The 18,936-nt window shown below is 72.9% G+C and carries 20 protein-coding genes; 12 read left to right on the top strand and 8 right to left on the bottom strand.

What is annotated here, in order from left to right:
• Positions 1–263: 263 nt before the first annotated feature.
• Both GCU69_RS17210 and GCU69_RS17205 read right to left on the bottom strand, forming a co-directional pair.
• Entirely contained in the window at positions 264–1,424 is a 1,161-nt protein-coding gene (locus GCU69_RS17210) for a S1 family peptidase (protein ID WP_098751296.1), read from the bottom strand.
• Between the two features lie 136 nt (positions 1,425–1,560).
• Positions 1,561–2,028 carry a PPOX class F420-dependent oxidoreductase gene (locus GCU69_RS17205; protein WP_098751297.1) on the bottom strand — a complete coding sequence of 156 codons (468 nt, stop codon included), beginning with the start codon at positions 2,026–2,028 and terminating at the stop codon, positions 1,561–1,563.
• 313 nt (positions 2,029–2,341) lie between these two features.
• Here GCU69_RS17205 and GCU69_RS17200 point away from each other — a divergent pair, with 313 nt between their 5' ends.
• The 6 genes from GCU69_RS17200 to GCU69_RS17175 all read left to right on the top strand — a co-directional run bounded on the left by GCU69_RS17200 (position 2,342) and on the right by GCU69_RS17175 (position 9,118).
• A complete protein-coding gene (locus GCU69_RS17200; protein WP_235978531.1) occupies positions 2,342–3,799 on the top strand; it encodes an acyltransferase family protein in 1,458 nt (485 codons plus the stop codon).
• 139 nt (positions 3,800–3,938) lie between these two features.
• Entirely contained in the window at positions 3,939–5,075 is a 1,137-nt protein-coding gene (locus tag GCU69_RS17195; RefSeq protein ID WP_156206559.1) for a sensor histidine kinase, read from the top strand.
• Entirely contained in the window at positions 5,072–5,728 is a 657-nt protein-coding gene (locus GCU69_RS17190) for a response regulator (RefSeq protein ID WP_156206558.1), read from the top strand. Before GCU69_RS17195 ends, GCU69_RS17190 begins: the two co-directional genes overlap by 4 nt.
• Before the next feature lie 267 nt (positions 5,729–5,995).
• Positions 5,996–7,153: a non-homologous end joining protein Ku gene (ku, locus tag GCU69_RS17185; RefSeq protein ID WP_156206557.1), complete on the top strand. Its 1,158-nt coding sequence runs from the start codon at positions 5,996–5,998 to the stop codon at positions 7,151–7,153.
• A 292-nt stretch (positions 7,154–7,445) separates the two neighbouring features.
• Positions 7,446–8,270, top strand: coding sequence for an ArsR/SmtB family transcription factor (locus tag GCU69_RS17180; RefSeq protein ID WP_156206566.1), 825 nt, complete (start codon positions 7,446–7,448; stop codon positions 8,268–8,270).
• A gap of 251 nt (positions 8,271–8,521) precedes the next feature.
• Positions 8,522–9,118 (top strand): class I SAM-dependent methyltransferase, encoded by a 597-nt coding sequence (locus GCU69_RS17175; protein WP_156206556.1) that lies wholly within the window; start codon positions 8,522–8,524, stop codon positions 9,116–9,118.
• Positions 9,119–9,267: 149 nt separating this feature from the next.
• On the opposite strand, the gene GCU69_RS17170 is transcribed toward GCU69_RS17175, so the two are convergent.
• Complete coding sequence (locus GCU69_RS17170) at positions 9,268–9,675, bottom strand: RidA family protein (RefSeq protein WP_098751302.1); 408 nt, start codon at positions 9,673–9,675, stop codon at positions 9,268–9,270.
• 144 nt (positions 9,676–9,819) lie between these two features.
• On the opposite strand from GCU69_RS17170, the gene GCU69_RS17165 reads away from it, so the two are divergent.
• Positions 9,820–10,200: a winged helix-turn-helix transcriptional regulator gene (locus GCU69_RS17165; RefSeq protein WP_098751303.1), complete on the top strand. Its 381-nt coding sequence runs from the start codon at positions 9,820–9,822 to the stop codon at positions 10,198–10,200.
• Positions 10,201–10,282: 82 nt separating this feature from the next.
• Here GCU69_RS17165 and GCU69_RS17160 read toward each other — a convergent pair whose 3' ends face one another.
• From GCU69_RS17160 to GCU69_RS17150, 3 genes are all read right to left on the bottom strand, one after another.
• Complete coding sequence (locus GCU69_RS17160) at positions 10,283–10,831, bottom strand: DUF6098 family protein (RefSeq protein WP_235978530.1); 549 nt, start codon at positions 10,829–10,831, stop codon at positions 10,283–10,285.
• Between the two features lie 21 nt (positions 10,832–10,852).
• Positions 10,853–11,734 carry an SDR family NAD(P)-dependent oxidoreductase gene (locus GCU69_RS17155; RefSeq protein ID WP_156206555.1) on the bottom strand — a complete coding sequence of 294 codons (882 nt, stop codon included), beginning with the start codon at positions 11,732–11,734 and terminating at the stop codon, positions 10,853–10,855.
• Between the two features lie 220 nt (positions 11,735–11,954).
• Positions 11,955–12,182 (bottom strand): hypothetical protein, encoded by a 228-nt coding sequence (locus GCU69_RS17150; protein WP_098751305.1) that lies wholly within the window; start codon positions 12,180–12,182, stop codon positions 11,955–11,957.
• A gap of 320 nt (positions 12,183–12,502) precedes the next feature.
• Between GCU69_RS17150 and GCU69_RS17145 the strand changes: the two genes are divergently transcribed.
• Positions 12,503–13,645 carry a phospholipase D-like domain-containing protein gene (locus tag GCU69_RS17145; RefSeq protein WP_235978533.1) on the top strand — a complete coding sequence of 381 codons (1,143 nt, stop codon included), beginning with the start codon at positions 12,503–12,505 and terminating at the stop codon, positions 13,643–13,645.
• A 217-nt stretch (positions 13,646–13,862) separates the two neighbouring features.
• On the opposite strand, the gene GCU69_RS17140 is transcribed toward GCU69_RS17145, so the two are convergent.
• Both GCU69_RS17140 and GCU69_RS17135 read right to left on the bottom strand, forming a co-directional pair.
• A complete protein-coding gene (locus GCU69_RS17140) occupies positions 13,863–14,549 on the bottom strand; it encodes an NADPH-dependent F420 reductase (RefSeq protein ID WP_156206553.1) in 687 nt (228 codons plus the stop codon).
• Positions 14,550–14,591: 42 nt separating this feature from the next.
• Positions 14,592–15,629: a GlxA family transcriptional regulator gene (locus GCU69_RS17135; RefSeq protein WP_098751308.1), complete on the bottom strand. Its 1,038-nt coding sequence runs from the start codon at positions 15,627–15,629 to the stop codon at positions 14,592–14,594.
• 19 nt (positions 15,630–15,648) lie between these two features.
• Between GCU69_RS17135 and GCU69_RS17130 the strand changes: the two genes are divergently transcribed.
• The 4 genes from GCU69_RS17130 (at position 15,649) to GCU69_RS17115 (ending at position 18,790) form a co-directional block, all read left to right on the top strand.
• Positions 15,649–16,521 (top strand): NAD(P)H-dependent oxidoreductase, encoded by an 873-nt coding sequence (locus GCU69_RS17130; protein ID WP_328630002.1) that lies wholly within the window; start codon positions 15,649–15,651, stop codon positions 16,519–16,521.
• Between the two features lie 117 nt (positions 16,522–16,638).
• On the top strand, positions 16,639–16,887 hold the full coding sequence (locus GCU69_RS17125) for a cold-shock protein (RefSeq protein WP_107644859.1): 249 nt from the start codon (positions 16,639–16,641) through the stop codon (positions 16,885–16,887).
• A gap of 110 nt (positions 16,888–16,997) precedes the next feature.
• A complete protein-coding gene (locus GCU69_RS17120) occupies positions 16,998–18,098 on the top strand; it encodes an LLM class flavin-dependent oxidoreductase (protein ID WP_098751315.1) in 1,101 nt (366 codons plus the stop codon).
• Positions 18,099–18,163: 65 nt separating this feature from the next.
• The gene (locus tag GCU69_RS17115) at positions 18,164–18,790 is read left to right on the top strand and encodes an FMN reductase (protein WP_156206552.1); all 627 of its coding nucleotides are present in this window, start codon (positions 18,164–18,166) and stop codon (positions 18,788–18,790) included.
• Positions 18,791–18,936 lie beyond the last annotated feature (146 nt).

Here is an 18,936-nt window from a genome sequence, read left to right as displayed (position 1 = left end):
GTCGGCGGGAGTGGGACGGCGGCGGACCCGTCGCCCGTCCCGGCCGGACCTGTGCCCGTCCGCGGCAGGGCCGAGCCCGTACCGTGCCGCCGGGTGGCGCGCACGGTACGGGCTCCGCGTGCCGGGGCCGGGGCGTGACCGGGCCGTGGGCGCGGCCCCGACCGGAGCGGCCCCGGGGAGGTCTCCTGGCCGGGGCGCCCGGTTCCCGGCCGGATACCGGATACCGGGCACCCGGGCGCGTGTCGGACGGTGCGGCCCGGAGGTCAGGCCGTCACGAGGCTCAGCCCGTAGACCGACAGGATCTCGTTGACCGGCTGGTACCAGGTCTGGCCGCCGCCGGAGCAGTTGCCCGAGCCGCCGGAGGTGACGCCCTGCGCCTGGTCACCGCTGATGAACGAGCCGCCGGAGTCGCCGGGCTCGGCGCACACGCTGGTCTTGGTCATGCCGTGCACCGCGCCCTGGCTGTAGTTCACGGTCTCGTTCTTGCCCAGTACGGTCCCGCAGTGCCAGTGCGTGGTGGAACCCGAGCGGCAGATGGAGGCGCCGACCGGGGCCTCCTGGGAGCCGCGGACCAGCACATCGCTGACCGTGCCCCAGCCCAGCACGACGGGCTCCGTCCACCAGCCGTTGCCGATGCCCACGAAGGCGTAGTCGTTCCCGGGGAAGGAGGAGCCCCGGAAGCTGCCCATGGCCGAGCCGTCCCAGCCGACGACCGACGAGCCCGTTCCGCCGCAGTGACCGGCCGTCACGAAGCCGCCCTGCACCGCGAAGCCGATCGAGCACCGGGTGTTGCCGTTGATGTAGTACGGGTCGCCGCCGACGACACCCGCGGCGAAGGTCTCCGGCGCGGCCTCGGTGGTCCGCTCGACGGTCACCGGCCCGGTCCGCTCGGCGTCACGCAGGAACGCGGCCACGCCGGGCTCCCGCGCGGCGCCCTTCTCCACCGTCACCACGACGGCGCCGGCCCGGGGGTCCACCCGCCAGCCGTGCACGGCCGGCGGCACCGGCCGCTCCTGGGCGCGGGTGTCGAGCCGTGTCTTGGCGCGCTCCAGGGCCTTGAGGGTGTGCGGTACACCGGTGGTCTCCGCGCCGGTCGAGGCCACCGGACCGGCCACGTCGTCCGAGGTGATCCCGACGACCAGCTTGCCGCTGCGGGGGTCGAACCAGGACCCGCCGAACGCCGCCCCGGCGGCGCGCTCGGCCTTCGGTGCCAGCCGCGCGGCGGCCGCCTCCTGCCGGAGCCGTTCTCTGGCCTGGTCCTCCGTCAGCCCGAGGTCGCTCCGCAGGGCGTCGAGGAGTCGTTCGGAGGGAGCAGGGGCGGTTGTGCCGGGGGCCGCGGCGGCGGGTGAGCTAAGGCCGAGACCGGCCGCACAGAGCGCCAGCGCGGCGCACAGGATCGGGCGAAGACGGGTGTTCGAGCGCATGAGTGTGCTCCTCCACTTTGCCTGGGGGGATGCCCGCGAAAGGCGGGAAAGTGAATGAGAGCGCTCTCAAGAACTCGAACGATAGGCCGTTCCCGTTGACATGTCTAGACCAAGGGCGCCGCCGCCGGGGCAGGTTTCAGCCGTTCGCGAGGCGCGCCGGGAAGCCGCCCGTCGCCACCGGTCCCCAGCTGGTGATCGTGATCCGGATGACGGACTTGTCCTGCACGCGCATCGCCTCGCGGTACTCGTCCCAGTCCGGGTGCTCTCCGGAGATGCAGCGGAAGTACTCGACCAGCGGCTCCAGCGCCTCCGGCATGTCGATCACCTGGGCGACGCCGTCCACCTGCACATAGGGGCCGTTGAACTCGTCGGAGAGCACACACAGCGACACATGCGGGTCGCGGCGGGCGTTGTGGGCCTTGGCGCGGTCGGGGTAGGTGGAGACGACGACGCGTCCCTCGGTGTCGACGCCGCACGTCAACGGCGACATCTGCGGCGAGCCGTCCCGCTTGCGGGTCATCAGGACCGCGTGGTGGCGGGGCCGGATGAAGTCCAGCAGTTCTTCACGGCTGACACGCTCGGCGGTGGCGATGGGGCGGGGCACAGGAACTCCAGCGAGGTCGTCATGGTCCGGGCCGTGGCCGGGGCGGACCGCTGCGTGCGCGCGCTGGCGCACACCGGCCCTGCCGACCACGGCTCATCCTGCCAGGCCCGGCCCGGGGATCCGCGACCCGCGCCCCCGAAACACCCGGCCGCGGCGGCCCGGAAAATGTACGGTGCGACAACGCCCGCCGTGACATGCGGCCGGAAGCGGGCAGGCGGAGTACGAGGACTGGAGGTGCGCACATGCCGGGAGAGCCGAACGAGCCGGTGCCGCCCGCGGCGGCCGTGACACGCGCCCCCGGGGAGGTGGTCGGGTGACCCTGCCGACAGGAGCCGCCGGAACCGCCGCGGGCACGTCCGCCGAAGCGTCCGCCGGGATTTCCGCGGGCACGTCCGCCGGAACGTCCGGGGGGAAGCCCGCCGGGACATCGGCGGGGACACCCGCCGGAAAGCCCGCCGGGGACGCCGCCCGCGACCCGTTCTTCGACAACGCGAAGCTGCTCGCGATGGTGCTCGTGGTCACCGGGCACGCCTGGCAGCCGCTGAAGGACAGTCAGGCCGTATGGGCCGGCTATCTCTTCGTGTACACCTTCCACATGCCGGTCTTCATCCTCCTCGCCGGCTATTTCTCGCGCAGCTTCCGCTTCACCCCGCGCCAGGTCAAACGTCTGATCGGCGGCGTGCTCGTACCGTACGTGGTCTTCGAGACGGTCTACACCCTCTACGGGAACGCCGTGGACGACCGCGGGAACGACATCAGCCTCATCACCCCCTGGTATCTCACCTGGTTCCTGATCGCCCTCTTCGTGTGGCGGCTGACGGCCCCGGTGTGGCTGGCCGTGCGCTGGTACTACGCGCTGGGACTGTCGCTGCTGATCGCGCTGCTCGGCACGTACGCGGAGGTCGGCGCGGTGCTCAATCTCGACCGCGTCCTGCAGTTCCTGCCCTTCTTCGTCATCGGTCTGCTGATGCGGCCGGCCCACTGGGACCTGCTGCGCTCCGCCCGGGCGCGTGCCGTCGCCGTTCCCGTGCTGGCGGGCGCGGCCGTCACGGCGTACTGGGCGCACGGCCGGATGACGACCGAGTGGGCCGTGCGCAGCAAGAGCTGGGACCAGCTCGGGGTGTCCTGGCCCACCGGACTGGCCATGAGCGTCGCCCTGCTCGTCTGCTCGCTGGCGCTGTCGGCGGCGTTCCTGGCGTGTGTGCCGCGCAGGCGCACCTGGTTCACCGTGCTCGGTGCCGGGACGCTGTGCGCGTATCTGCTGCACGGGCTGATCATCCGCACCGCGGCCTGGGAGGGCTGGTACGAGCGGCCGTTCTGGCACACGCCGGTGGGCCAGCTGGTCGTCACCGCACTCGCCGTCGCCCTGGCGCTGACGCTCACCTCACCTCCGGTGCGGCGCTTGTTCCGCCCGGTGATGGAGCCGCGGCTGGACTGGGCGTTCCACTCCGAGCGGCGGCACCGGCCGGCCGGGGAGGAGGAACCCCGGCCGCGGCCCCGGCCCCGGGGGGACGGGGAACCACAGCCGGACGGGAAGCCACAGCCGGACCGGGAGTCCCGGCCGCGCCGGGACCCGGAGCCGGACTCCGCCCGCGCCGACCGGAGCGGCGCGGCCGGAGCGGCTTCCCAGGACGGCCCGGCGGACGGCCCGCAGGCCGCTCCCGGGGCCGCCCCGGAGGACGGGAACGCCCCGGCCACCCAGGACCGCGTCGACACCGGGGCCCGCCGGGACCGCCCCGCGGCGGGGACACCGGTACGGGAACGGCCGTGACGCCGGGCGCCCGCCGCCACGGTCCCGGCACCGGCTGCCGCGGACGCCGTAGCCGCCGCTGACGTACCGCGAGCGCGGTAGACAACGGCTGGTCCGCGAGGGGGAGTCGGCCGCGGCGGCATCCGGCTAGGGTGCCCGCATGACCACACGACGGGCCGGTGTCCGGGCCGCTGTCGGGGACTGGGCGATCGCCGTCGGTGTGGCGGCGGCACTGCTCGTCACCGGGCTCTCCGGGCAGCACGGCACCACGAATCCGGGACTGCTCGGCCCCGTGCTGCTCGCGGCCGGTGGCCTGGCGCTGGCCGCGCGCCGCCGGGCCGCGGTGCCGGTCCTGGCCGCCACCGGGCTGTGCGCGGTGGGCCATCAGGCGGCCGGCTTGGACGTGCCCGCCGTCGCGTACCTGTTCGCGGTGTACGCGGCCGTACGGGCCGGTCACCGCATCGTCACCGCGGCGGTGAGCGTGGCCGTGCTGGCCGCCCTCCCGCTGGCGGCCCTGGTCTCGGGGCCCCTCGACACGGGCGCGGCGTTCGCCCGGGCCCGCGGCGCCCTGGAGATCGCCTGGCTGGTCGCCGCGGGCGCGGCGGGGGAGGCGTTGCGGCAGGCCGAGCGCCGGGCGGACGAAGCCGAACGCACCCGGGAGGAGACCGCGCGGCGGCGCGCCGACGAGGAGCGGCTGCACATCGCACGGGAGCTGCACGATTCGCTCACCCACCAGATCTCCATCATCAAGGTGCAGGCCGAAGTCGCCGTCCACCTGGCCCGCAGGCGCGGCGAACAGGTGCCGGAGGCCCTGCTCGCGATCCAGGCGGCCGGACGTGAGGCGAACCGGGAGCTGCGCGCGACCCTGGAGGCGCTGCGCGACGACGACACGGCCCCGCCGCGCGGCCTCGACGACGTCCCGGAACTGGTCGAACGGGCCCGTGCCACCGGCCTGGACACGACGCTGACGATCGAGGGGGAACGGCCGGACGTGCCCGCCGCGGTGGACCGCAGCGTCTACCGGATCGTCCAGGAGGCGCTCACGAACATCGCGCGGCACGCCTCCGCCGGCACGGCCTCCGTCCGGATCGACTGCCGTCCGGACGGTCTCGCGATACGCGTCGACGACGACGGCACGGCCGCACCGGGCACCCTCCCGGTGACCGGCCTCGGGCTGCTCGGCATGCGGGAACGCGTCACCGCCCTCGGCGGCCGGCTCCGGGCGGAGCCGCGCGGCGAGGGCGGCTTCAGCGTGCGGGCCGAACTTCCCGTGCGTCCCGTGGAGCGGACATCGTGATCCGGGTCCTGCTGGTGGACGACCAGCGGCTGCTGCGCAGCGGGTTCCGGGCGCTCCTCGACATGGAGGACGACATCGAGGTGGTGGCCGAGGCCGGGGACGGGCAGGAGGGCCTGGCCCTGGCCCGGGAGCACCTGCCCGACATCGCGCTCGTCGACATCCGGATGCCGGTCGTCGACGGCATCGAGGCGACGCGGCGCATCGCCGCGGACCCCACCCTCGCCGGGGTGCACGTCGTCATCCTGACCAACTACGGCTTCGACGAGTACGTCTTCGAAGCGCTGCGCGCCGGCGCGGCCGGATTCCTGGTGAAGGACATCGTGCCGGAGGACTTCCTGCACGCCGTGCGCGTCGCCGCCCGCGGCGATGCCCTGCTCGCGCCCTCGATCACCCGCAAGCTGATCAACCGGTACGTCGACCAGCCGCCCCGCACCGGCACCGGGCTGGAGGAGCTGACCAACCGCGAGCGCGAGGCCGTCGCCCTGGTGGCTCGGGGCCTGTCCAACGACCGGATCGCCGAGCGCATGGTGATCAGTCCGCTGACCGCGAAGACGCATGTGAACCGGGCCATGACCAAGCTCCGCGCCCGTGACCGCGCCCAACTCGTGATCCTGGCCTACGAATCCGGCCTGGTCACCCCGCAGCACCGCTGACCCGGGGCCACCGCCGACCCGCGGCCATCACCGACCCCGGCGCCGCGCGGCAGCCGGCTCTCCCTCCCGCGCAGCCGTCGGGGAACCGCCCCGTGCCGGCCGCGGTCCGGGCCCGGCACCGACCACCGCGTCGCGCGCGGAGCCCGGGCCGGGAGCGACCGGCCCCGCACGCGCCCCCCGGATCACCGACTGGCCGTCGTACCCGGGACGGGGAGACTGAAGGGAAGATCCCACACGGGGCGAGCACGGAATCGGGCGGTGGCGGCGATGGCACACGCGGTGTGGAGCGGGTCCCTGTCCTTCGGCCTGGTCTCGCTGCCGGTGTCGCTGGTGACGGCGACCGAGTCGCACACCGTGCACTTCCACCAGATCGAGCGCGGCACCTCCGACCGGGTGCGGATCAGACGGGTGAACGAGTCCACCGGTGAAGAAGTGCCCTACGACCGGATCGTCAAGGGCTATCCGACCGGAGACGAATACGTGATCGTCGAGCCGGAGGAACTGGACGAGATCACCCCGGGCCGCTCCCGGACCATCGACATCACCGGGTTCGCCTGCCTGGAGGACATCGAGCCGGTGTACTTCGACACCACCTACTTCGTGGCGCCCCGCGACAAGTCGCACGCCAAGGTCTACGGCCTGCTGCACGCCGCGCTCGACCGGGCGGGACGCGCGGGGATCGCGACGATGACGATGCGCCAGAAGGAATATCTGGTCGCGCTGCACGCCCAGGGAGGCGTCCTGGTGCTGCACACCCTGCACTGGGCGGACGAGGTCCGCGACCCGCACCGCACGCTGGACAACCTCCCGGCGGACAGGCCCGCGGCCCAGGAGCTGCGGACTGCGGTGCAGCTGATCGAGGCGATGGCCATCGACTGGGACCCGCACGACTACCGGGACATCACGCAGGAACGCGTACGGGAGCTGATCGAGGCCAAGCGGAGCGGCGCCACCGTGCCGCAGGGCGCCCCCGAGCCGGAGTCGACCGAGCCTGTCGACCTGATGGAAGCCCTCCGGGCCAGTGTCGACCGGGTACACGGCACCAAAAGCGCGGACAAGGGCAAGCAGAGCAAGCAGGGTAAGCGGAGCAAGCAGAGCGGTCGGAGCAAGCAGAGCGGCCAGAGCGATCGGAGCCAGCGGAACCAGCAGAGCCGGCGTGGCCAGGGGGACCAGCGGGCTCAGCAGGACAAGCGGAGCAAGCAGGACGAACGGGACGGGCAGGACCGGGTCGGGGCGAAGGGCCGCGGCGGGAAACGGGGCTCCGAGGCTGCGGCCGGTGACGACCTCGACCGGCTGTCCAAGGCGGAGCTGTACGAACTCGCGGGCCGGGCCGGGATCTCCGGACGCTCCAGGATGAACCGGAGTGAGCTGCGGCGGGCCCTCGCCGGGTCGGGGGACACCCGGGGGGCGAAGAAGGCCTCCTAGTTCTGTGCCGCCCGGGCCTGTGCCGCGGCGGACCTCCGCTCCGCTCGGCCGAGCGGTCGGCTGAAGCCCTGGGGCGGGATGGGCGCGGCCGCTTTCCCGGGGCGCCTCGCCCCGCAACAGGCCTGCTCCGAAGATCTCCGCTCCGCACCAGACCTGCTCCGCACCAGACCTGCTCCGCACCAGACCTGCTCCGGCAGCCGGGCGGGGTCGTGTGGAGCCGCCCTTCCTGGCGCGCTTTGACGTTATGCAGGTACTTACCTGCATAATGGCGAGCGTGAGCGAAGCGAGAGCGATGGACCTGGTCTTCAAGGCGCTGGCCGACCCCACCCGACGGCTCCTGCTCGACCGGCTGCGCGAACACAACGGCCAGACGCTGGGCGGGCTGTGCCAACAGCTGGAGATGGCGCGCCAGTCGGCGACGCAGCATCTCGACGTCCTGCGGCGGGCCAACCTCGTGACCGTCGTCCGGCGCGGACGGGAACGCCTGCACTACCTCAATCCGGCGCCGATCCACGAGATCGAGGAGCGCTGGATATCGGGGTTCGACAAGCCCCGCCTCCGGGCCATCAGCGCCATCAGGAACCAGGCAGAGGAGTACGCCATGACCGACACATCCACTTCCGACTCCACATCCACCTCCGACTCCACGTCCACGTCCGTACCGGACTACGTCTATGTCACCTACATCCGGGCGAGCGCCGAGCAGGTGTGGCGGGCCCTCACCGACGCCGACCTGACGGCGCGCTACTGGGGGCACGCCAACATCTCGGACTGGCAGCCGGGGTCGGCCTGGGAGCACCGGCGCGTGGACGGATCGGACGCCGTCGACGTCTTCGGCCGGGTGGTCGCGGCCGAGCCCCCGACGCGCCTGGTCATCACCTTCGACGACGTGCCCGACGCCGAGAAGACGCGGGAGCCCTCGGTCGTCACCTTCCTCGTCGAACCGCACCAGGAGATCGTCCGCCTCACCGTGACGCACGAGAAGCTCGCCAACCCGGAGATGTTCAACGGGATCTCGCGCGGCTGGCCGGCCGTGCTGGCGAATCTCAAGTCGCTGCTCGAGACCGGCGAGGTCCTCCCGCAGGCCCCGTGGGACATGGCCGGCGCCCACGGCTGAGACGGCGCGGCGGCCCTTTGCCGGCCGGCCGCGGGCGGTGCGGGAGCGCGCGAGGCGGATCTGAGGCGGATCACGGCCATCGACCGGAAATTTGCGCTTCCGGCAAGAAACTTTGTCGGCCGGTCGCGGACGGAGGCAGGTTGGGGGCGGAGGCGGTCACGGCCCCTCGGGTCGGGCCCCGCCTCCGCCGACGGGCCGCGGGGCGAGCGCAGCGCGGTCCAGCCCCCGATCCCCGACCAAAGGCAAGGGCCATGGACACACAGTTCTGGGACGAGATGTACCGCAGCCGCGACCAGGTCTTCAGCGGCAGGCCCAACGGCGTGCTCGTCACCGAGGTCACCGGCCTGCCGCCGGGGCAGGCGCTCGACGTGGGATGCGGCGAGGGCGCCGACGCGCTCTGGCTGGCCCGGCACGGCTGGCAGGTCACCGCGGTCGACGTCTCCCGGACCGCTCTGGAACGGGGCGCAGCCGCCGACGTCGCGGACCGGGTGGCCTGGTCGCGCGCCGACCTCACCGTCACCCCGCCACCGGCCGCCGCGTTCGACCTGGTGAGCGCCCAGTACTTCCCGCTCCCGCGCCGGCCCGGGCACACCGCGCTGCGCGGTCTGCTGGACGCCGTCGCCCCCGGCGGCACCCTGCTCTTCGTCTCGCACGACCTCACCGACCTGCCGCCGCACCGGGAGGGGAGCCCCGACCCGGCGGACTACTACCAGCCCGCGGAGGTCGCCGGCCTCCTCGACGGCGACTGGACCGTCCTGGCCGACGAAACCCGCCCCCGCACCGTTCCCGGACCCCCCGGCACACATCACACCCACGACACCGTGCTGCGAGCGCGGCGCCTGCGGTAGCGCGTCGCACCGTGGCGTGCGGTGCGCGCCACGGTGCGGGCGGCCGAGCCGGACCGGACGCGGTGACCGAGCCTGCCGGGCCGGTGATCCTGCCCGGCCGCCGGTGACCGCTGCCCGGCCGGTGACCGCCGTCAGCCGACGGCCGTTGCTCAGTCGATGACCGCGGTGGCTTCGACCTCGACCAGATGCTCGGGTACGTCCAGCGCCGCGACACCCAGCAGCGTGCCCGGCGGGACCGGGGTGACCCCCAGCTTCGCGGCGGCCCGGGAGACCCCCTCCAGGAACAGCGGCATCTTCTCCGGTGTCCAGCCGACGATGTGCACGGTCAGTTTCGCCACGTCCTCGAAGGAGGCACCGACCCCGGCCAGGGCGGTGCCGATGTTGAGGTAGCACTGCTCGACCTGCGCGGCGAGGTCTCCTTCGCCGACCGTGACGCCGTCGGCGTCCCACGCGACCTGGCCGGCGATGAAGACCAGCTTCGACCCGGTCGAGACCGACACCTGCCGGTACGCGTCGATCTCCGGCAATCCCTCGGGGTTGACCAGGGTGACGGCCATGCTGACTGCCCTTTCGTAGCGCGAGTCCGTACCGGCTCGTTCGCAGCGGCCGAGGACCCACGTGCTCTCTTGTGGTTACTCGGGAACCGTAGGAGAGTTGCCACTGACATGGAAGAACGCACTTTTCAGTGACTGGGGAACCGTATGGTGACCAAGCAGCTCAAGGGCTCGCCCGAGGACGCGGATCTGACCCGCGCCGACTCGCTGGCACGGGAGATCTTCTCCGACGTCGCCAACAAGTGGGCACTCCTGATCATCAACGTTCTCGACGAACAGACCCTGCGCTTCACCGAGCTGCGCAAGGAGATCGAGGGCATCAGCCACAAGATGCTCACCCAGAACCTGCGCATGCTGGAACGCAACGGCCTGGTGGAGCGGACCGTCCACCCCACCGTGCCGCCCCGGGTCGAGTACACCCTCACCGAGCCGGGCCGCGCCCTGCTCAGGACGGTCGACGGCATGTGCGGCTGGACGAAGCAGTACCTGGCTCACATCGAGACGTCCCGCCGGCGTTTCGACGCCTGACGGCCGGGGCGTACGCGTGCCGTCGGGCGCGGCGCCCGGCGGGCGGGCCCGAGCGGGCGCCGGGGCTCCGGTGGCCGGTTTCTCAGGAGGCCCTGCGGCCGCCGGCCGGTGGACCGTCCTCGCCGTCCGCTCCGTACCGCTCCCCGTCGGCGCTCCCGGACGTGTCCGAGGGGCCGCCGGGGATACGGGGCGGCCTGCGCATCGGCCCCCAGGAGCCGCGTTGCCGGGCGACCTCGGCCTCCGCCTCGCTGATCACGCTCTCGGCGATCCACGCGACGGGACGGACACGGCGTACGAGCGGCTCGTTGTCGGGTCCCCGGCCCGCCTCCTCACCGGTGAGGGCCCAGGGACGCACGTCGGGTCCGTGCTCCTCGCGCAGATGGCTGTAGTCGTACAGCCGCCGTGCCACCCAGAGCACGGTCGGCCGCCCGTTCCACCAATCCTCCAGCCGGAGCGGGTTCGCCGACAGTCCGGGCAGCTCGGTGCCCGTCAGCCCGTCCTTGCTCGCCTCGGTCCGGCCGAGGTCGACCCGGGGCCCCCGGGACCAGCGCACGAAGACGGGATCACCGCGCTCGATCAGTTCCACGAGCTGATCGAGCGCGGTGAAGACCGGGAGGTCCTGCCACGCCATCCGTGCTCCAGCCGTGCTCTCTCAACCCCGGTCCGGGCCGCTGACACCCGAACCCGGATCCCGCCGGCCCGGCCCCGAGCCGGTGCCCGGGCCGCTCCCGCCCGTGCCGTCCTCGCCCGAGCCCGGTTCGGCCATCCGGCGGTGGGCGGCGGCCTTGAGCCGGTCGGGCAGGACCTTGTTGGCGGCCTCCTGCGCCTTGGTCCTCACCGAACCCGTGACGGCGGTCGCCTTCCCGGCCATCAGAGCCTCGAACGCCTGCCGGGCCACCGCGGCCGGATCGTCCTTCGGTCCCTGGCCGATCTTCGTGTCCTCCATGCCGGCCCGGCGGAAGAAGTCCGTATCGGTCGGGCCGGGCAGTACCGAGGTGACCGTCACGCCGGTGTCCTCGAGTTCTTCCCGGAGCGCTTCGGCGAACGACTGCAGAAAGGACTTCGACGCGTTGTAGACGGCCTGGAACGAACCGGGCATGGTCGCGGCGACGGACGAGACGAAGAGGAGCCGCCCCTGGCCGTGCGCCACCATGTCCTTCAGTAGCCGCTTGGCCAGGTGCACACTCGACGAGATGTTCAGATCGATGATCGCGGCCTCGTCGCCGAGGTCGTTGTCGAGGAACGGCCCGCCCTTGCCGACGCCCGCGTTGAGCGCGGCGGCCGCCACCGGGCGTCCGGTGGCCAGGACCGCGGCGTAGAGCACCTCGACGCCGTCGTACGTTCTGAGGTCCGCCCGCACCGGCCGTACCTCCCCGCCGAGGGCGCGCAGATCCTCCGCGGCCGCGTCCAGCCGGGTGCCGTCCTTGGCGTTGACCAGGAGGTCGAAGCCGTTCCGTGCGAATTGTGCGGCGAGCTCGAGACCGATGCCGCTGGAGGCTCCGGTCACGACGGCCAGTGGTCTGCTGTCGCTCATGCCGCGTTGGGTACCCGCTGGAGCGGCCTCAATCCTCCGGCGCCCCGGCGCGGGCCCCGCGGTGGACCGCACCGACCGCCGGGCTCGCGGCCCCGCGGCTGCGGCACGGCGCCCGCACGGCACGGCGCCCGCACGGCACCGCGGCGACGCGACCGTACGGCTTCGTGGCCGGTAGCTCGGTAGCTCGGTAGCCCGGTAGCCGCTCGGCCGGTTCGCGGCCTCAGGCGAGCTGGAGCGCCTGGAGTGCCGATTTGGCCTGCCGGGAGGTGAGCCCCTGGAGCTTCCCCTGCCCGTCGGCCCGGCCGGTCGCGATCGACTCCAGCAGGTTCCGCAACGTGGCGCACTCCCCGTCCGGCGTGCTGAGGCAGATCAGGCCCTCGGGGCCACGCCGCACCGCGAGTCCCGGCTCATCGGTACGCGTCCACTGGCCGTAAGTGGTGTTGTCCATCCGGCCATTCTGCAAAACCACCGGCGGCGCGCGCAGCAACACCGCGGCAGTTGCCATGAGTGGGATATGTGAAAACGAACATAATCCCTAATTGGGACGGTTTGTTCGGGCATCTGTTCGGTAGAGTCGCGGCCGTAGAAACCCTGAAGGCCCGGCGGTGACGCTCCCGCGGGGCGCCCGGCCGCTCCCGCAGGCCGCCCGAACACCCCGGAGGCCCCGTGACCGCCACCTCGAACAGACCGGGGGCCGTACCGCGTCCGGCTCCCGCGGCCGCCGCCGGTTCCGCCGGACCTGCCGGTCCCGCGGGCGACGAGCGCCGGCTGCGGATACGCCGCAGACTGGAGCGGCTGATCGGCATCGCGGCCACCGAGGGCAACGCCGTGCACCCGCTGCGCAACGGGGACGAGATCTTCCCGGCCATGCTGGACGCGATCCGCGGGGCCGGGCACACCGTCGACATGATGACGTTCGTCTACTGGCGTGGCGACATCGCCCGCCGGTTCGCGGAGGCGCTGTCCGAGCGGGCGCGGAACGGCGTGCGGGTCCGGCTGCTGCTGGACGGCTTCGGCTCCCGGCCGATCGAGCAGGACCTGCTCGACATGATGGACCGCGCGGGCGCGGAAGTGACCTGGTTCCGCAAGCCGCTGTGGCTCTCGCCGTTCAAGCAGAACCACCGCTGTCACCGCAAGGCGCTGATCGTGGACGAGCGGACGGCGTTCACCGGGGGCGTGGGGATCGCCGAGGAGTGGTGCGGTGACGCGCGGAACGAGAACGAGTGGCGTGACACCCACGTCCGGATCACCGGCCCCGCGGTGGACGGCATCGCCGCGGCGTTCGCGCAGAACTGGGCCGAGTGCCACGACGTGCTGTTCGACGAGCGGGACCGGTTCGTCGAGCACCGCTCGGAGGGCGACGCCGTCGTGCAGGTGGTGCGCGGGTCGGCCGGTTACGGCTGGCAGGACATGCAGACCCTGATCCGTGTCGCCCTGGAGTCCGCGGAGGAGCGCATCAGGCTGGCCACCGCCTACTTCGCGCCGGACGACTACTTCGTCGGACTGCTGTGCGCCGCGGCCCGTCGCGGGGTGAAGGTGGAGATCCTGCTGCCCGGCCCGCACACGGACAAGCGGGTCTGCCAGCTCGCCGGGCAGCGGCACTACGAGGACCTGCTGGCCTGCGGGGTCGAGATCTGGCAGTACCTGCCGACGATGATGCACGCGAAGGTGATCACGATCGACGGGATCGCGGCGCTGATCGGCTCGACGAACTTCAACCGCCGCTCCCTCGAACATGACGAGGAAGTCATGCTCACGGTGCTCGACGAGACGTTCACGGCCACCCTGGACTCCCACTACGACGAGGATCTCCGGGCCAGCGAGCGGATCGTGAAGGGGCGCTGGAAGCGGAGGCCGGCGCCGCAGCGGGTGCGGGAGGCGCTGATGGTGCCGATCCGCCGCTTCCTCTGAGTCCCCTCCGCGTCACGGACAACGAGCGCCCGGGCGACGGGGAAGGCGGCTGAGCAGCAGAAGGGCCGCCCAGGCGGCGGGTACGGGCATCCGGGCGGCGGGCCTCGCGGCCGCTCCGCGATGCCGGCCTCGCGGCCGCTCCGCGATGCCGGCCTCGCGGAATGCCTCGCGGAAGATTTCGCGGAATGCCTCGCGGAAGGCCCCGGCCCGGGCCGGCTCAGGAGGCCCGGAAGATCTCGCTCATCCGCTCCGCCGGGATCTCGGCGCCGTAGACCTCGGTGCCCGGCTGGTGCTTGCGCCCGCCCTGGCCCAGATTGCCCGCCTCCACCGGGTCGAAGCCGATGTCCCGGATGAGTGCCGCGACCACCGCCCGGGCGTCCTCGTCGCTGCCGGACAGCGGAATGGCCAGCCGGTCCGGTGCGCCCTTGGGCCGGTTGCGGTCGCGGAGGTTCTCCCAGTAGATGGCGTTGAACGCCTTGACCAGGTTGGCGCCGGTGTGGGCGCGGATCTTCTCGCTGGACGTGGTGTCGTCGTTGTCCAGCTCCGGGTCGTGGCCGTCCCGCTCGGGGTAGTAGTTGCAGGTGTCGATCACGACCTTGTCGCGCAGCGGGGCGGCGGGTACCTCGCGGTAGCGGCCGTAGGGGATGGAGATCACCACGACCTCGCCGTACTCCGCGGCCTCCTCCGCCGTCATGGCGCGAGCCCGGTCGCCCAGCTCCTCGACCAGCCCGGCCAGGGTCTCCGGCCCCCGGGAGTTGCTGACCGCCACGTCGTAACCGACGCGGGTGAACTGCTTGGCCAGGGCGGTGCCGATCTTCCCGGCGCCGATGATTCCGATCCGCATGGCGTTCCTTCTCTCGCGCGGGGGTGCTCGTTCCGCCGACACGCGGACGATACGTGCCATAAATGCACACAGTGCCCCGGGCGGGCGCGTGAAAAACCTGACTCACCCGGCCGTGCGGACCGCCGGGCCCGCGTCCGCCGCGCGGACGGGCAGGGCCCCCGGGCCGCGGAACGTCCCCCGGTACGCGCTCGGCGACACCCCGAGCGCCGCCTGCAGATGCTGGCGCAGCGAGGCGCCGGTGCCGAAGCCCGCCGCCGCGGCGACCCGGTCGACGGGGAGATCGGTCTCCTCCAGCAGCTGCCGGGCGTACTCCAGGCGCCGCTGGGTCAGCCACTGGACCGGGGTGAGCCCGACCTCCGCGCGGAAGCGGCGGCTGAAGGTGCGCACGCTCATGGACTCCCGGGCGGCGAGTTCCCCCAGGGTCAGCGGGCGGTCGAGATGCTCCAGCGCCCAGGCGCGGGCCCGCGCGGTCGAGGCCGTCCGGGGCTCGGGGACGGGCCGCGGGATGTACTGCGCCTGACCGCCGTCGCGGTGCGGCGGCACGACCGTGGTGCGCGCCACGCCGGTGGCCACCGCCGCGCCGTGGTCCCGGCGGATCATGTGCAGGCACAGATCGATCCCGGCGGCCTCGCCCGCCGAGGTCAGGATGTCGCCGTCGTCGGTGTAGAGGACGTCCTCGTCCAGCCGGACGGCCGGGTACAGCGCTCGGAACCGCTCCGCGGACCGCCAGTGGGTGGTCGCCGGGCGGCCGTCGAGCAGTCCGGCGGCCGCCAGGGCGAACGACCCGGTGCACACCGACGCGACCCGGGTGCCGGGCCGGATCGCGGCGAGGGCCCGGGCGGCGCCGGGGGAGAGCCGGCCGTCCGGGGCGGCCCCGTCCTCCTCGTGGGAGGCGGGGATCAGCACGGTACGGGCCTGTGCCAGGGCTTCGGGGCCGTGGGCGACCCGGACCGGGAAGTCGGCGTCGGTGCGGATCTCACCGGGCTCCGGAGCACAGGTGACCACCTCGTACAGCGGTTCGCCCGCGGCCGACCGGGCCCCGCCGAACAACTGGTGGATCAGGCCCAGCTCCATCGGCAGTACGCCGTGGCGGACGAGGACGGCGAGCGCATGGCGCCCGGGGTGCTGGAAGACGGCCATGGCGCGATTCTTTCACATCATGTCCATCTGGCCACTCGTCCGGGTGGTGCGCCGGCGCGCAGGGTTGATCACACACCGCCCGACCGGGGCGGTGGCCGAGGAGAAGAGAGGTGCCGACGTCATGAAGGTGCTGTGGGTCCACGCCCATCCGGAGCCGCGTTCGCTCAGCGGGGCCCTGCGCGACGAGGGGCTGCGCACGCTGCACGGGCTCGGCCACGAGACCCGCCAGAGCGACCTGTACGCCATGGACTGGAACCCGGTCGTCGACCGTGCCGACTTCCCCCGGCACGCGGCCGGCCGGCTGGTGGTGACCACCGCGTCCCGCGACGCCCACGCGTCCGGGCTGCTGAGCGAGGACATCCGGGCCGAGCAGGCGAAGCTCCGCTGGGCCGACACCGTCGTCTTCCAGTTCCCGCTCTGGTGGCTCGGCCCGCCGGCCATCCTCAAGGGCTGGTTCGACCGGGTCCTCGTCAAGGGCTTCGCGTACGGCGTCAGGGATCCGGAGAGCGGCCGCACCCTGCGGTACGGCAGCGGGGGACTGGCCGGCAAGCGGGCCATGGCGGTGCTCACCATCGGGGCCGGCGGGCCGAGCTTCGGGGACCGCGGGATCCACGGGAGCCTGGAGGACGTGCTCTTCCCGCTGCACCACGGGATCTTCTGGTACACGGGCATGGCTCCGCTGCCCCCGTTCGCCGTCCACGGCGCCGACCGGCTCACCGCCGAGGGATACGCCGCGGCGGCCGCGGGCCTGCGGGACCGGCTGCGGGAACTGCCCGGCACCGAGCCGCTGCCCTTCCGCCGGGAGGACAGCGGGGACTACGACGAGGACTCCGTACTGCGTCCGCACGTGGCGCCGGGCCGTTCCGGCACGGCGGCGCACTACGTCCGGTGAGTCACCCGCCGCCGCGTCCGTGTTCCGTCCCGCCCGGGGCGGGCACCCGGCTGCTGTCGGGGCGGACCGGGAAGCGGACAGGACCGGGAAGCGGACAGGAAAGGGAGAGGTGGAACCATGCCTGAGGCAACCGTGAAGTTCTACGACTCCGAGCGGGGCCGGGGACTGCTCGTGCCGGACGGCGGCGGGCAGGAACTGGTCGTGGACTCCAGGGCCCTCCAGGCCGGCGGGGCGCTGGAGGAGGGCCAGCGGGTGTCGTACGAGTTGATGCGCGACTCCGCGGAGGATCTCCGGGCGATCAATGTCGTGCCGTTGCGCGCGGACGGGTCGGACCTGGCCGGCGGTCACGGCCGGGACCTGCTCTGAGCTGCGAGGCGGTTCCCGGAGAGGGCCGCTCCGCCGGCTGGAACAGACCGGGAGCGGGGGGTGTTCATCTGTATAGTTGAATTCGAAACTATATGGAGATGAGGGCGATGATGCAGTTCGGGATCTTCAGCGTCGGTGATGTCACCACCGACCCCACCAACGGCCGCACGCCAACGGAGCACGAGCGCATCAAGGCCATGGTCGCCGTCGCGCTCAAGGCCGAGGAGGTGGGCCTGGACGTCTTCGCCACCGGCGAGCACCACAACCCGCCCTTCGTGCCCTCCTCGCCCACCACCATGCTCGGGTACATCGCGGCCCGGACCGAGCGGCTGCTGCTCTCGACCTCCACCACGCTGATCACCACGAACGACCCGGTGAAGATCGCCGAGGACTTCGCGATGCTCCAGCACCTGGCGGACGGGCGCGTCGACCTGATGATGGGCCGCGGCAACACCGGCCCGGTCTACCCGTGGTTCGGCCAGGACATCCGCCAGGGCATCCCGCTCGCCATCGAGAACTACGCCCTGCTGCACCGCCTGTGGCGCGAGGACACCGTCGACTGGGAAGGGCGCTTCCGCACCCCGCTCCAGGGCTTCACGGCCACGCCCCGGCCGCTCGACGGAGTGCCGCCCTTCGTCTGGCACGGCTCGATCCGCAGCCCCGAGATCGCCGAACAGGCCGCCTACTACGGGGACGGCTTCTTCGCGAACAACATCTTCTGGCCGCGCGAGCACTTCGTCCGCCTCATCGACCTCTACCGGCAGCGCTACGCCCACTACGGGCACGGCACACCCGAGCAGGCGGTCGTCGGACTCGGCGGCCAGGTGTTCATGCGCAAGAACTCCCAGGACGCCGTACGGGAGTTCCGTCCCTACTTCGACAACGCCCCCGTGTACGGCCACGGGCCCTCCCTGGAGGAGTTCACCGAGCAGACCCCGCTCACCGTCGGCAGCCCGCAGGAGGTCATCGAGAAGACCCTGACCTTCCGGGAGTCCTTCGGCGACTACCAGCGCCAGCTGTTCCTGATGGACCACGCCGGGCTGCCGCTGAAAACCGTGCTGGAGCAGCTCGACATCCTCGGCGAGGAGGTCGTACCCGTGCTCCGCGAGGAGTTCGCCAAGGGCCGCCCGGCCGAGGTGCCCGACGGTCCCACCCACGAGGCGCTCGTCGCCCGCCGGGACACGGCCGCCCCGGCAGGCACCGGCGGCTGACCGCACGCCCGCACCGCCGCCGCCCGGCGGCGGTGCCGCAGCAGACGAGAGTTGAGGAGAAACACATGCAGCGCCTGAAGCTCGCCGTCGTCTCGGCGGGCCTGAGCCGGCCGTCGTCCACCCGGCTCCTGGCGGACCGCCTCACGGAGGCCACCGGGGAGCGCCTGGCGCAGGCCGGGCGCCCGGTGGACGTGCACGCGATCGAGCTGCGCGACCTCGCCACCGACATCGCCAACCACATGGTCACCGGCTTCCCGAGCGCACCGCTGCGCGAGGCCCTCGACGCCGTGGCCGGGGCGGACGGTGTCATCGCGGTGACACCGGTCTTCACCGCTTCCTACAGCGGGCTGTTCAAGTCCTTCTTCGACGTCCTGGACAACACCGCGCTCACCGGCACCCCGGTGCTCATCGCGGCCACCGGCGGCACGGCACGCCACTCGCTCGCGCTCGAACACGCGCTGCGCCCGTTGTTCGCGTATCTGCGGGCCGTCGTGGTGCCCACGGCGGTGTTCGCCGCGTCCGAGGACTGGGGCGCCGGGGACGCGCAGACCGAGGGGCTGCCGGTCCGGGTCGCGCGGGCCGGGGAGGAACTGGCCGGGCTCATGGCGGGCCGGCCGGCGGCGGCCGCCGCCCCGGAGGAGGAGGGCGTCGTCCCGTTCGAGGAGCAGCTCGCCGCCCTGCGGCCCCGGTGACGACCGCCGGGCGGGCGGCGCCCCCGGCACCGCCCGCATGACGGCACGCCGGCGGGACGCCTCCACCGGTCCGCCCGGCGCCACGCCCCGAGCCTCCGGTGGCCCGCGCCGGCAAACCGCCCCGTGGCCCCGGCACGCGGCCGCGC

It is taken from the genome of Streptomyces lycii (assembly GCF_009735685.1).
GTDB lineage: Bacteria > Actinomycetota > Actinomycetes > Streptomycetales > Streptomycetaceae > Streptomyces > Streptomyces lycii.
The sequence above is the reverse complement of the archived record's forward strand: the minus strand, read 5'-3'. Positions and strand labels throughout refer to the sequence as shown.

Coding starts and splice junctions, on each gene's coding strand:
- GCU69_RS17210 (WP_098751296.1), bottom strand. CDS start 1,424: ATGCGCTCGAACACCCGTCTTCGCCCGATCCTGTGCGCCGCGCTGGCG.
- GCU69_RS17195 (WP_156206559.1), top strand. CDS start 3,939: ATGACCACACGACGGGCCGGTGTCCGGGCCGCTGTCGGGGACTGGGCG.
- ku (WP_156206557.1), top strand. CDS start 5,996: ATGGCACACGCGGTGTGGAGCGGGTCCCTGTCCTTCGGCCTGGTCTCG.
- GCU69_RS17180 (WP_156206566.1), top strand. CDS start 7,446: ATGGACCTGGTCTTCAAGGCGCTGGCCGACCCCACCCGACGGCTCCTG.
- GCU69_RS17175 (WP_156206556.1), top strand. CDS start 8,522: ATGGACACACAGTTCTGGGACGAGATGTACCGCAGCCGCGACCAGGTC.
- GCU69_RS17170 (WP_098751302.1), bottom strand. CDS start 9,675: ATGGCCGTCACCCTGGTCAACCCCGAGGGATTGCCGGAGATCGACGCG.
- GCU69_RS17165 (WP_098751303.1), top strand. CDS start 9,820: ATGGTGACCAAGCAGCTCAAGGGCTCGCCCGAGGACGCGGATCTGACC.
- GCU69_RS17160 (WP_235978530.1), bottom strand. CDS start 10,831: ATGGCGTGGCAGGACCTCCCGGTCTTCACCGCGCTCGATCAGCTCGTG.
- GCU69_RS17155 (WP_156206555.1), bottom strand. CDS start 11,734: ATGAGCGACAGCAGACCACTGGCCGTCGTGACCGGAGCCTCCAGCGGC.
- GCU69_RS17150 (WP_098751305.1), bottom strand. CDS start 12,182: ATGGACAACACCACTTACGGCCAGTGGACGCGTACCGATGAGCCGGGA.
- GCU69_RS17140 (WP_156206553.1), bottom strand. CDS start 14,549: ATGGCACGTATCGTCCGCGTGTCGGCGGAACGAGCACCCCCGCGCGAG.
- GCU69_RS17135 (WP_098751308.1), bottom strand. CDS start 15,629: ATGGCCGTCTTCCAGCACCCCGGGCGCCATGCGCTCGCCGTCCTCGTC.
- GCU69_RS17130 (WP_328630002.1), top strand. CDS start 15,649: ATGTCCATCTGGCCACTCGTCCGGGTGGTGCGCCGGCGCGCAGGGTTG.
- GCU69_RS17125 (WP_107644859.1), top strand. CDS start 16,639: ATGCCTGAGGCAACCGTGAAGTTCTACGACTCCGAGCGGGGCCGGGGA.
- GCU69_RS17120 (WP_098751315.1), top strand. CDS start 16,998: ATGCAGTTCGGGATCTTCAGCGTCGGTGATGTCACCACCGACCCCACC.
- GCU69_RS17115 (WP_156206552.1), top strand. CDS start 18,164: ATGCAGCGCCTGAAGCTCGCCGTCGTCTCGGCGGGCCTGAGCCGGCCG.